This window comes from Pseudomonas sp. CK-NBRI-02, assembly GCF_008124495.1.
GTDB classification, from domain to species: Bacteria; Pseudomonadota; Gammaproteobacteria; order Pseudomonadales; family Pseudomonadaceae; genus Aquipseudomonas; species Aquipseudomonas guariconensis.
The window spans coordinates 272,316-284,920 of the sequence record NZ_VSJH01000039.1; the positions used below are offsets into that span (position 1 = coordinate 272,316).

The following is a 12,605-nucleotide window of genomic DNA, read 5'->3' on the forward strand; positions in this document are numbered from 1 at the left end:
AAACCCAGGGTTTGCTTTCCAGTGAGTGAGTACGGAAATATTTCGTACAGCGCCTAGGCCACGGCTCCTTCGTCCCGGCGCCCACCCACCACGTACCACAACGGCCACAGCGCCAGCGCCCCGGCAATACCTGCCGCCAACGCGAAGTGCAGCAGGCTCGCCCCCGCCCCCAACATCGCCAGCAACGCGCCACCGAGCCCCAACAGGGCAATGGTGATCATGCCCAGCATGGCCGATACCAGCCCCTTGCTCTGCTCGCTGGAGAACAGGGTCATGCGGTACAGGACCGCATTCGCCACCCCCAGGCCCAAGGCATACAGGGACATCCCCGCGACCAGGCTGGTGACCGTCGGCCAGGTCCAGGTGGCCACGACCATCAGGCACAACCCCGCCAGGTAGGGCCACAGCGCACCGCGTACCAGGCTGGGCAACGGATAGCGGTCGGCGATGCGGTTGATGATCAAGTTGCCCAGAATCAGCCCGCCAAACACTGGCAATTGCCACAGCGCATACTCCATCGTGCTCAGGCCCTCGTCACTGATCAACAGCACAGGCGACAGGCCGATCCAACCGATCAGTGGCAAGCCCACCAAACCCAGCGCCGCGCTGCCCGCGACGAAGCGGCGGTTGGCCAGCAACTGGCCATAACCCGCCAGCAGCGGCAACAGGTGAATCGGCGTGAAGGGCAACCGCGAGCCATCGCGCCGCTCTACGCCCAGAGTCTCCGGCATCAACCGGTACAGCAGCAGCCAGGTCAGCACCGCGCCAGCGGCGAACGCCAGGAACAACCAGCGCCAGTCCAGCCATTGCAACAGCAAGGTGCCCACCAATGGGCCCAATAGCGGCGATAGCAGGGCGATGTTGGCCAACAAGGCCATCATGCGTACCGCATCGGCTTCGCTGAAGGCCTCGTTCAGCGCCGGGTAGCTGACCGTGACGACGAAGCCCAGACCTACGCCCTGCAACAAGCGCAGCAGATTGAACAGGCCAATGTCGTGTACCCAGTAAGTGGCCAGGCAAGCCACGCCAAAGAACGCGCAACCAGCCAGCAACAGCGGGCGACGACCGTAGCGATCGGCCAGCGGACCGATCAGCCATTGCAACAGTACACCGCCGAGCAGGTACAGGTTCAGGGCGTGGGGAATGTACTCGGGGCTGGCCTTGAGGTCGTCGACCACCACGGGCATGGCGGGCATGACCGCATCGCTGGCGAGATACGTCAGCAATTCGAACAGGGCCAGGGTAAGTGCGAACAGCAAGGCTCGCAGGGGCGTGATATGCAGCAATGGCTTCATGATGAAAAACAGCTGGAAACAGGAGGGATCAGCCTATATGCCAGAAATGACAGGATCAGGCTGTGAACAAGTGTAATGGAGAGAAAACGCATCGCGGGGCAAGCCCCACTCCACCGATCGTATGCGCGCTGAACACTTGCGCTGCATCGGTAGGAGCGGGCTTGCCCCGCGACAGTACGTCGTGCGGTGCAGCTTACTGCACAGCCGGCTCCTGCACCACGCGGATGACCCGCTGCGGGAAGGGAATGTCGATACCTTCGGCCTTGAGGCGATCGCGAGCATGCTCGTTGAGCATGAACATCACGTCCCAGTAATCGGCGGTCTTGACCCACACACGCAGGGACACGGTGATCGCACTGTCGCCCAAGGTGGAGATCACCGCCTGCGGGGCGGGATCCTGCAGGACCCGTGGATCCTTGGCCAGGTCCAGCAGGACATTGCGGGCTTTCTGCAGGTCGGCGTCATAATCGACGCCCACATCGAACACGACCTTGCGGGTGGGCTGGCGGTTGAAGTTGGTGACGATACCGTTGGACAAGCTGCCGTTGGGCATGATCACGGTCTTGTTGTCACCGGTGCGCAGCACGGTGTGGAAGATCTGGATACTGTCGACGGTGCCGCTCACGCCCTGGGCTTCGATCCAGTCGCCGATACGGAACGGGCGGAACAGCAAGATCAGCACGCCGCCCGCGAAGTTCGCCAGACTACCCTGCAGGGCCAGGCCGATGGCCAGGGCAGAACCACCGATGGCCGCCACGAACGAGGTGGTCTCGATGCCGATCATCGAAGCCACACTGATCGCCAGCAGAATCTTCAGCACGATATTGGCGATGGTACTGATGAAGCTTTGCAGCGCCGGATCAGGGTTGCGCATCCCAACCAGCTTGCCCAAGCGAGCGCTGAGCTTGTTGGTGACCCACCAACCGATGGCCAGGGTCACCAGCGCGAGCGCCACACGGCTGCCGTATTCCATGATCAAAGGGATCCAGGTCTGCGATTGGCGGACCAGCTGATCGACTTCAGCGTTCAAATCCATATTCATCTCCTGATGCCGGATGACACATACACGAAAAAACAGGCCGCGGAAATTCCGCGGCCTCAGGGCCTCATGGACATCAATACGCCATCAAGGTTCCTGCGATACCTGATCAGTCGCGGAAGTTGTTGAACTGCAGCGGCATGTCGAACTCCTTGGTGCGCAGCAGGGCGATGGCTTCCTGCAGGTCGTCACGCTTTTTCCCGGTGACGCGCACTTGCTCGCCCTGGATGGCGGCCTGGACCTTCAGCTTGCCGTCCTTGATGGTGGCAACGATCTTCTTGGCCAGATCTTTGTCGATGCCCTCGCGGAACTTGGCTTCCTGCTTCATTTCCTTACCCGAAGGGTAGGCGTCCTTGACTTCCAGGCACTTGACGTCGATCTTGCGCTTGACCAGTGCCAGGCGAAGGATCTCGATCATCGCCTCGAGCTGGAATTCCGCCTCGGCGGTCAGAAGCACGGTCTGCTCCTTGTCCTTGAACTCGAAGCTGCCCTTGCCCTTGAGGTCGTAGCGACGGTCCAGTTCCTTCACCGCGTTGTCCACGGCGTTGGTGACTTCGTGCTTGTCCAGTTCCGATACCACGTCGAACGAAGGCATGGTTGTTCTCCAAAAATAAAAGCGCGCTCGGTCGGATGGAGCGCGCCAGGTTTGACGGTTAAAATGCGGGCTCATTATAACGGGTTGCGAAACGCAGATGAGCAGCACCTGGCATATTCTCGGCGCCGGTAGCCTCGGCAGCCTCTGGGCCTGTCGCCTGGCCCGCGCGGGCAAGGCGGTCCGCCTGATCCTGCGTGACGAGCAGCGCCTGGCCGCGTACCAGGCCGCCGGCGGCCTGACCTTGCTGGAGCAGGACCTGACCAGCCACTACGCGATTCCCGCCGAAACCGACCAGGCCCACGCGCCTATCCACCGCCTACTGGTGGCCTGCAAGGCGTATGACGCCGCGCCTGCCATCGCCCGTCTGGCGCCTCGCCTGGCCGCGGGCGCCGAATTGGTGCTGCTGCAAAACGGCCTGGGCAGCCAGGATGAAGTGGCCGATCAGGCGCCTCACGCCCGGTGCATCTTCGCCTCCAGTACCGAAGGCGCCTTCCGCGAGGACGACTGGCGCGTACGCTTTGCCGGGCAAGGCTTCAACTGGCTGGGCGATCCCGTGAACCCGTCCGTGCCGCAATGGTTCGACGATCTGCACGATGCCGCCATCCCCGCCGAATGGACGGTGGATATCCTCACCCGCCTGTGGCGCAAACTGGCGCTCAATTGCGCAATCAACCCGCTGACTGTACTTCACGACTGCCACAACGGTGGTCTGCTGGCACACCTGGAGCAAGTCTCCACCCTGTGCGTCGAACTGGCCGATATGCTGCGTCGTTGCGGCCAGCCAGAAGCCGCCGAGGGCCTGGATGAACAGGTGCAACGGGTGATTCTGGCCACCGCGGCCAACTACTCTTCCATGTACCAGGATGTTCGCCATGGCCGTCGCACCGAAGTGCACTACCTGCTTGGCCACGCCTGCCGGGCCGCTGCCCGCCATGGCCTGGAGCTGCCGCACCTGGAACAGTTGCACCAGCGCCTGGTCGATAACTTGAAGGCCCGTGGCCTGCCCAGCGACTGACGCTGGCCCTTCAACCGCACAGAGGACGCACCCTCGCCCATGACCTTGCGCCAACGCTTGGAAAATCTCCCGGTCGGGCAGAAACTGCTGGCGGCCCTGCTGGTACTGCTGGTCACCATCCTGCTGGTGGCCAACCTCACGTTCATCAGCGCCGCCTACTGGATCACCCAGGAAAGCATGGCGCCCCAAGCCCTGCAGACCATCGGCCGGCTGGTGTCCAACCCTCAGCTGTCGGCCCGCGCCGGCGACTCACCGCAAACGGCCACGGCACTGCTCAAGGAGCTCGACAGCTACACCCCGTTGCGTGCGGCGGCCTTGTACGGCAGTGACGGACGCATGCTGGCCCAACTGCAACACGGCGAGCCGCTGGCGCTGCCCAAACGCTTTCGCAACATCGATGGCTGGCGCCTGATGGAGTTTCGCAGCACCCAGCTGATCCGCCTGCCTCGCGACGGCGGCCCGCCAGCGCACCTGCTGCTGGTGGCCAGCAGCGAATTGCCCGTGGCCTTCTACACCGGCACTCTGACCGCCAGCCTGGCGATCCTGGTGTTCAGCATCCTGCTGTGGATGGTCATTGCCCGGCAAATCAAGCGCCTCATCACCCAACCGATCAACCAGCTGGAGGAGCTCAGCCGTCAGGTCACCCGCGAGGAGAGCTACGCCTTGCGCGCCCAGCGTGGCAACGACGACGAGATCGGCAGCCTGGCCGAGGCGTTCAATACCATGCTCTCGCGCATCGAGGCGCGCGAGCAGCAGCTCAAGCGCACGCGTGACGAGTTCCAGATGGCCTATGACCAAGCCCAGGGGTTGGCCGAGGAAACCCGCCATACCAACCGCAAGCTGGAGCTGGAAGTCCAGGTGCGCAGCAAGATCGAGAAAAAACTCACAGGCTTCCAGAACTACCTCAACAGCATCATCGACTCCATGCCCTCGGCCCTGATCGCCCTGGACGAGCAGCTCTACGTGACCCAATGGAACCACGAAGCGACCGTGCTCTCGGGCACGCCCCTGGATGAGGCGTTGAACCAGCCGATCTTCATCGCCTTCGAACCGCTCAAGCCGTTCCTCCCGCAGCTCAAGGAAAGCGTCGAGAAACACCGGGTGGCGAAAATCGAACGGGTCACCTGGCCCAAGGGCGAGGACCTGCGCCACTATGCCCTGACCTTCTACCCCTTGACCGGCGGCGGAGGCCGGGGGGTGGTGATTCGAATCGACGACATCACCCAGCGTCTGTCGCTCGAAGAGATGATGGTGCAATCGGAAAAAATGCTGTCGGTGGGGGGGCTGGCCGCCGGCATGGCCCATGAGATCAACAACCCGCTCGGGGCCATCCTGCACAACGTACAGAACATTCGCCGACGGCTATCGCCTGAACTGCCACGCAACCAGGAGCAGGCCGCGGAGCTGGACATCGACCTGGCGACCGTCAACCGCTACCTCGAAAGCCGCGACGTACCGCAGTTGCTCGACGGCATCCAGCAGGCCGGTGCACGGGCGGCGAAAATCGTTACCCACATGCTCAGCTTCAGCCGCCGCAGCAACCGACAACTGGTGCCCTGCGACTTGCCGGCCCTGATCGACCAGGCGGTGGAAATCGCGGGCAACGACTTCGACCTGACGGTCGGTTTCGACTTCAAAGGGCAAAACATCGTGCGCCAGTTCGACCCCGCATTGGGGCCGGTGCCCTGCACCGCCAACGAGCTGGAGCAAGTGCTGCTGAACCTGCTCAAGAATGCAGCCCAGGCCATCCATCAACGGCCACAACCAGCCGAACCTGGGCGTATCGTCCTGCGTACCCGGCTCAACCCGCCCTGGGCGGAAATCCAGGTCGAAGACAACGGCGTCGGGATGCCGGAGTCGGTGCGCAAACGCACCTTCGAACCGTTCTTCACCACCAAGGAGATCGGCCAGGGCACAGGGCTTGGCCTGTCGGTTTCGTACTTCATCATCACCAACAACCACAAGGGGCAGATGGAGGTTCACTCCGCACCCGGCCAGGGCACCTGTTTCACCCTGCGCCTGCCCCTTGGTCAGCCGGCACCGATGGCGTCGGCCAACTCGGAGGCATGACATGGGCTATCGGCTGTCGAAGATCTACACCCGCACCGGCGACAAGGGCGAAACAGGCCTTGGCGACGGTCGCCGGGTACCCAAGGATCATCCGCGGATCGAGGCGATCGGCGAGGTGGACAGCCTCAACAGTCAACTGGGCGTGCTGCTCGCCGGGCTGCAGAGCGAAGGGCTGGAGGAGTTGATCGAGATTCTGGCGCCTTGTCAGCACCGGCTGTTCGACCTGGGCGGCGAATTGGCGATGCCCAGCTATCAAGCCTTGGACCAAGTCGAAGTAGAGCGGCTGGAAGCGGCCATCGATCGCTGGAACGAGGAGCTCGGCCCCCTGAAGAACTTCATCCTGCCCAGTGGTTCGGCGCTGGTGGCCCAGGCCCACGTGTGTCGAAGCCAGGCGCGCAGCGCAGAGCGTCGGTGCCAGCAGTTGAATGCCATCGAGCCGCTGGATGGGGTGGGCTTGGCGTACATCAACCGGCTGTCCGATCTGTTGTTCGTCGCAGCGCGGATCATCGGGCGTCGCCAAGGGGTCGCAGAGGTGCTGTGGCAGGCTGCGGCCAAACCGCAGGCCTGATATCGCAGCTAAACCCGCTCATACAGGGAAGGTGTTGACCGTGTACGAGCGGGTTTACCGGCCAATGACCGAGATCAGGAGTGCGGCCAGAACGCCCGGATACCTGCCACGCCCTGGGCACCAGCTTCCCAGGCACGCTCACGCTCCCCGGCGCCAACCCCTCCCAGCAGGAACACCGGATGATTGATCCCCTGGATCAACCGCCCAGCCTCCTCCCAACCCAACGGGGTAGCCTCTGGATGAGTCTGGGTCGCCTGCACAGGCGACAAGGTGACGAAATCCACTCCCATCTGCTCGGCCAAGGCCAGCTCTTCAGCGTTGTGGCACGAAGCCGCCAACCAGCGCGTCTTCGGGAACGGTCGCCCGTTGGCGGCGTACTTGCGCAGTTGTGCGGACGTCAGGTGCCAACCCGCCGACGGGAAGTCGCCCAGCCATTCCAGCGGTCCCTTGAGCATCAGCTGGGCCTTGCCGGCACACAGCCCGACCGCATCCACTGCCACATCACGGTATTTGGGATCGTACATGTCCGGCGCACGCAGCTGGATCAGACGGATGCCGCCTGCGATGGCCTTCTGGATGCCGCGCAGCAATTCGGGCGCCTCCAGGCCATCGGGGGTGATCAAGTACTGGTCGGGCAGTCGCGCGGCAGCAACGATCGGCTTGTTGGCCTCAGGGAACTCGTATTGCCCCAAGTCCCGTGGCGCTACCCAAGCCAGGGGCTGGCCCTCGGCGCCATGGGGTTCGCCGGTGAAGGCGTCCACCTCACGGACATCCAGCAGCACCTGTTTGTCCGGGTAGTCGTGGCTGACCTTGATAAGTGGTCGCGAGCCCGTCACCTCGATACCCAGCTCTTCGCGCAACTCACGCGCCAGCGCCACCTCGACGGCCTCACCCTCTTCCACCTTGCCGCCAGGGAACTCCCACAGGCCGCCCTGGTGCTGGGTATCGGCGCGTCGGGCAATCAGGATGCGCCCGTCTGCGCCACGAATGACCGCCGCAACAACATGAATCCGTTTCACCCTTCTCGCTCCGCCAGGCCAGCCTTCTGCCAGGCCTGGAAGGCCGGCCATTGATAAATGGTTTCAATGTAAGCGGCCGCTTCGGCCGGAACTTCGACGCGGTAGGTGCGCAGACGCACCGCCACCGGCGCGAAGAACGCATCGGCCAGGCTCGGCTTGCCGAACAGGAACGGCCCAGGCTCCTTGGCCGCCAGTCGGCACTCAGACCACAGGGCAACGATTCGGTCGATATCGACTTGCACGTCCAGCGGCATGTTCTCCAACGCTTCATCGCGAGACAGATCGAACGGCATCGTGCTGCGCAGCGCCATGAAACCACTGTGCATCTGCGCACACGCTGAACGCGCCTGGGCACGGGCAGCGATGTCCGCCGGCCACAGTTGGGCCTCGGGATGACGTTCGGCAAGGTATTCGGCAATGGCCAAGGAGTCGGCGATGACGCCGTGCTCGGTCTTGAGCAGCGGCACCTTGCCGGTAGCGGAGAATTCGAGGATACGTTTGCGGGTATCGGGCTGGTTCAGGGTGATCAGCGTCTCTTCATACGGCACGCCAGCCAGCTCAAGGGCCAGGGCACCGCGTAGCGACCAGGATGAGTACAGCTTGTCGCCGATGATCAGGTGATAGCTCATGGTTCGGCTCCATTGGATCGGAATACTAGGGACTGCTGTGCAGCGCTTCGCGGGCGAACCCGCTCCCACAACGTTTGCATATGCTGCATGGGAGCGGATTTACCCGCGAAGAGGCCATCAGGTGCGGTATTCGGCGTTGATCTTCACATACTCGTGGGACAGGTCGGTGGTCCAGATGGTTTCGCTGCATTGGCCACGACCAAGCTCGATGCGAATGGTGATTTCTTCCTGGGCCATCACCTTGGCGCCCTGGTCCTCGGTGTAGCTCGGGCTGCGGCCGCCCTTGCTGGCAATGCACACGTCATCGAGGAACACGTCGATCAGGCTGACATCCAGTGCGGGCACGCCGGCACGGCCGACAGCGGCAAGGATGCGGCCCCAGTTGGGGTCGGAGGCGAACAGTGCGGTCTTGATCAGCGGCGAGTGGGCCACGGCGTAGCCGACGTCCAGGCACTCCTGGTGATTGCCACCACCGTTGACCTGAACGGTAACGAACTTGGTCGCGCCTTCACCGTCGCGAACGATGGCCTGGGCAACTTCCATGCACACCTCGAAGACAGCCTTTTTCAGGGCCTCGAACAGCGCACCGCTGGCCTGGGTGACTTCCGGCAGATCGGCCTTGCCGGTCGCGATCAACATGCAGCAGTCGTTGGTCGAGGTATCGCCGTCGATGGTGATGCGGTTGAACGACTTGTTGGCGCCATCGAGCAGTAGGTCCTTGAGCACCGCAGGAGCCACCTTGGCGTCGGTGGCAATGTAGCCGAGCATGGTGGCCATGTTCGGACGGATCATCCCGGCGCCCTTGCTGATGCCGGTCACAGTGACGGTCACGCCGTCGTGCTGGAACTGGCGGCTGGCCCCCTTGGGCAGGGTGTCGGTGGTCATGATGCCGGTGGCGGCCTCGGCCCAGTTGTTTTCCGACAGGTCATCCAGGGCAGCTTGCAGCGCGCCCTCGATCTTCTCGACCGGCAGCGGCTCGCCGATCACGCCAGTGGAAAACGGCAGCACAGCGCTGGCCTCCACGCCCGCCAGTTCCGCCAGCTTGGCACAGGTGCGCTCGGCAGCGGCCAGGCCCGGTGCGCCGGTACCTGCGTTGGCGTTGCCAGTGTTGGTCAGCAGGTAGCGCACGGTGCCCTGCACGCGCTGCTTGGACAGGATCACAGGCGCTGCGCAGAAGGCGTTGAGGGTAAACACACCGGCGACGCTGGAGCCTTCGGCGCAACGCATCACCACCACGTCCTTGCGCCCAGGGCGCTTGATACCCGCCGAGGCGATGCCGAGTTCGAAACCGGGAACCGGGTGCAGGGTGGGCAAAGGACCAAGACCAACAGCCATGTAAGCGCTCCTAGAGAAACCAAAGGGGATGTGGCGATGCCGCACGATCTTAATAGCGGCCAACGCGCGGATGGAAGAGCGGGACCGCTATGCGGCCCTTTTGCGACACAAGGCCGCTATCACAAGGTTGCAGCGTTTTGGAGTCACGCGCTGCACCTGTGGTAGCGGCCTTGTGTCGCGGTGGGCTGCAAAGCAGCCCTGATCAACAGTCAGCGCCAGGGCTATCCGATCACTCGATCTGGCCGTGGCAGTGCTTGAACTTCTTGCCCGAACCGCACCAGCACGGCTCGTTGCGACCCAGCTTCTGCTCGTTGCGTACCGGCGCGGCAGCCACAGCCACCTCGGCGCCTTCCTCGGCGAGCTGCTGCTCGCTTTCCAGGCCAGGGGCAGCAGCATGCTGGAACTGCATGCGCTGAGCCAGTTCCTCGGCTTCGCGGCGCAAGCGGGCCTCTTCTTCGGCCGGATCCTCGCGGCGAACCTGGACGTGGGAAAGCACGCGGATGGTATCGCGCTTGATCGACTCCAGCAGTTCCTGGAACAGGGTGAAGGATTCGCGCTTGTACTCTTGCTTCGGGTTCTTCTGCGCATAACCGCGCAGGTGGATACCGTGGCGCAGGTGGTCCATGGTCGACAGGTGGTCTTTCCACAGATCGTCCAGCACGCGCAGCAGGATCTGCTTTTCGAAGGTGCGCAGGGCCTCGATGCCAGCCTGGTCTTCCTTCTCGTTATAGGCAGTGGTGATTTCGTGGAGCAGCTTCTCGCGCAGGGTCTCTTCGTAGAGGCGCTCGTCCTCGTCGAGCCACTGCTGGATCGGCAGCTTGATGGCGAAATCACTGGCCAGCGCGGCCTCCAGGCCTGCCACGTCCCACTGCTCAGGCAGCGATTGCGGCGGGATGTGCTGGCTGATGGTGGCATCGAGCACTTCCTGGCGGAACTCGGCGATGGTGTCACCGATGTTCTCGGCGGCCAGCAAGCTGTTGCGCATGTGGTAGATCACCTTGCGCTGTTCGTTGGCCACATCGTCGTATTCGAGCAACTGCTTGCGGATGTCGAAGTTGCGACCCTCGACCTTGCGCTGGGCCTTCTCGATGGCATTGGTGACCATGCGGTGTTCGATGGCCTCGCCGGACTGCATGCCCAGCGCCTTCATGAAGTTCTTCACGCGGTCGGAGGCAAAGATACGCATCAGGCTGTCTTCAAGAGACAGGTAGAAGCGGCTCGAGCCTGGGTCGCCCTGACGACCGGCACGACCACGCAGCTGGTTGTCGATACGGCGGGACTCGTGACGCTCGGACGCGATCACGTGCAGGCCACCGGCCTCGATCACCTGTTGATGACGCTTCTGCCAGTCGGCCTTGATCTGGGCGATCTGCTCGGCGCTCGGGTTCTCAAGGGCGGCGACTTCTGCCTCCCAGTTGCCGCCCAAGAGGATGTCGGTACCACGGCCGGCCATGTTGGTGGCGATGGTCAGCGCACCTGGCGCACCGGCCTGGGCGATGATCTCGGCTTCTTTTTCGTGGTACTTGGCGTTGAGCACCTTGTGGTCGATACCTTCTTTTTTCAGAAGGTTGGACATGTGCTCGGAGGTCTCGATGGTGGCGGTACCGACCAGCACCGGACGTCCCTGCTTCATGCTTTCCTTGATGTCGGCGATGATCGCCGCGTACTTCTCGTCGGCAGTCAGGTACACCAGGTCGTTGAAGTCCTTGCGCGCCAACGGCTTGTTCGGCGGAATGACCATCACGTTGAGGTTGTAGATCTGGGCGAACTCGAAGGCCTCGGTGTCAGCGGTACCGGTCATACCGGACAGCTTGGTGTAGAGGCGGAAGTAGTTCTGGAAGGTGGTCGAAGCCAGGGTCTGGCTCTCGGCCTGGATGTTCAGGTTTTCCTTCGCTTCGATGGCCTGGTGCAGGCCTTCGGAGAGACGGCGGCCCGGCATGGTACGACCGGTGTGCTCGTCGATCAGCAGGACCTGGCCGTCCTGGACGATGTACTCGACGTTGCGATGGAACAGTTTGTGGGCGCGCAGACCGGCATAGACGTGGGTCAGCAGGCCCAGGTTGTGCGCCGAGTAGAGGCTCTCGCCCTCGGCCAGCAGGCCGGCCTGGGTCAGCATCTCCTCGATGAACTGGTGACCGGCTTCGTTGAGCTCCACCTGACGGCTCTTTTCGTCGATGGTGAAGTGGCCTTCCTGGGTGACCTGGCCTTCGACTTCCTCGATGTGCTGCTTCAGGCGCGGGATCAGGCGGTTGATCTCGATGTACAGCTTGGAGCTGTCCTCGGCCTGGCCGGAGATGATCAGCGGCGTACGGGCTTCGTCGATGAGGATCGAGTCGACTTCGTCGATCACGGCGAAGTTCAGCTCACGCTGGAACTTCTCTTCCAGGCTGAACGCCATGTTGTCGCGCAGGTAATCGAAACCGAATTCGTTGTTGGTGCCGTAGGTGATGTCCGCGGCGTAGGCAGCGCGCTTTTCTTCCGGCGGCTGGAAAGCCGACACGATGCCCACGGACAGACCGAGGAACTCGTACAGCGGGCGCATCCAGTTGGCATCGCGGCGGGCGAGGTAGTCGTTGACGGTCACCACGTGCACGCCCTTGCCGGACAGTGCGTTGAGATAGACCGCCAGGGTACCGACCAAGGTCTTGCCTTCACCGGTACGCATTTCTGCGATCATGCCTTCGTGCAGGGTCATACCGCCGATCAGCTGCACGTCGAAGTGACGCATGCCCATGACACGCTTGCCGGCCTCGCGGGCCACGGCGAAGGCTTCCGGCAGCAGTTGGTCGAGGGTCTCGCCTTTGGCCAGGCGCTCCTTGAACTCTGCGGTCTTGCTCCGCAGCTGCTCGTCGGAGAGGGCCACCATCTTCTCTTCGAAGGCATTGACGATGTTCACCGTCTTGAGCATGCGTTTGACTTCACGCTCGTTCTTGCTTCCAAAAAGTTTTTTTAACAAAGGCGCAAACATATCGGCAGGATCTTCCACACGTAGGGATGGAGGGCGGCCCCATGAGTCGCCCGTGCAGCCCTGAGGCCGCAT

10 protein-coding genes are annotated in these 12,605 nt (G+C 62.9%); 3 read left to right on the forward strand and 7 right to left on the reverse strand.

Features of this window, described 5'->3' with window-relative positions:
- Window positions 1-53 precede the first annotated feature (53 nt).
- From DQ397_RS22485 to DQ397_RS22495, 3 genes are all read right to left on the reverse strand, one after another.
- A complete protein-coding gene (locus DQ397_RS22485) occupies window positions 54-1,295 on the reverse strand; it encodes an MFS transporter (protein WP_070576162.1) in 1,242 nt (413 codons plus the stop codon).
- A gap of 193 nt (window positions 1,296-1,488) precedes the next feature.
- Entirely contained in the window at window positions 1,489-2,331 is an 843-nt protein-coding gene (locus DQ397_RS22490) for a mechanosensitive ion channel family protein (protein ID WP_043213521.1), read from the reverse strand.
- A 112-nt stretch (window positions 2,332-2,443) separates the two neighbouring features.
- On the reverse strand, window positions 2,444-2,929 hold the full coding sequence (locus DQ397_RS22495; protein WP_043213519.1) for a YajQ family cyclic di-GMP-binding protein: 486 nt from the start codon (window positions 2,927-2,929) through the stop codon (window positions 2,444-2,446).
- A gap of 97 nt (window positions 2,930-3,026) precedes the next feature.
- Here DQ397_RS22495 and DQ397_RS22500 point away from each other — a divergent pair, with 97 nt between their 5' ends.
- Genes DQ397_RS22500 through DQ397_RS22510 form a run of 3 tightly spaced genes read left to right on the forward strand, consistent with a single transcriptional unit; the run spans window position 3,027 to window position 6,582 of the window.
- Entirely contained in the window at window positions 3,027-3,944 is a 918-nt protein-coding gene (locus DQ397_RS22500; protein WP_148921629.1) for a putative 2-dehydropantoate 2-reductase, read from the forward strand.
- A gap of 39 nt (window positions 3,945-3,983) precedes the next feature.
- Entirely contained in the window at window positions 3,984-6,014 is a 2,031-nt protein-coding gene (locus DQ397_RS22505) for an ATP-binding protein (RefSeq protein ID WP_043207541.1), read from the forward strand.
- 1 nt (window position 6,015) lies between these two features.
- Window positions 6,016-6,582, forward strand: coding sequence for a cob(I)yrinic acid a,c-diamide adenosyltransferase (locus tag DQ397_RS22510; RefSeq protein WP_043207538.1), 567 nt, complete (start codon window positions 6,016-6,018; stop codon window positions 6,580-6,582).
- A gap of 74 nt (window positions 6,583-6,656) precedes the next feature.
- Here the strand turns inward: DQ397_RS22510 and DQ397_RS22515 are convergent, their stop codons facing one another.
- The 4 genes from DQ397_RS22515 to secA all read right to left on the reverse strand — a co-directional run bounded on the left by DQ397_RS22515 (window position 6,657) and on the right by secA (window position 12,533).
- The gene (locus DQ397_RS22515) at window positions 6,657-7,601 is read right to left on the reverse strand and encodes a Nudix family hydrolase (protein WP_043207536.1); all 945 of its coding nucleotides are present in this window, start codon (window positions 7,599-7,601) and stop codon (window positions 6,657-6,659) included.
- Entirely contained in the window at window positions 7,598-8,230 is a 633-nt protein-coding gene (locus DQ397_RS22520) for a glutathione S-transferase family protein (protein ID WP_043207534.1), read from the reverse strand. Before DQ397_RS22520 ends, DQ397_RS22515 begins: the two co-directional genes overlap by 4 nt.
- A 117-nt stretch (window positions 8,231-8,347) precedes the next feature.
- Window positions 8,348-9,565, reverse strand: a complete 1,218-nt coding sequence (gene argJ / locus DQ397_RS22525) for a bifunctional glutamate N-acetyltransferase/amino-acid acetyltransferase ArgJ (RefSeq protein ID WP_043207533.1) — start codon at window positions 9,563-9,565, stop codon at window positions 8,348-8,350.
- A gap of 229 nt (window positions 9,566-9,794) precedes the next feature.
- A complete protein-coding gene (gene secA / locus DQ397_RS22530; RefSeq protein WP_043207530.1) occupies window positions 9,795-12,533 on the reverse strand; it encodes a preprotein translocase subunit SecA in 2,739 nt (912 codons plus the stop codon).
- Window positions 12,534-12,605 lie beyond the last annotated feature (72 nt).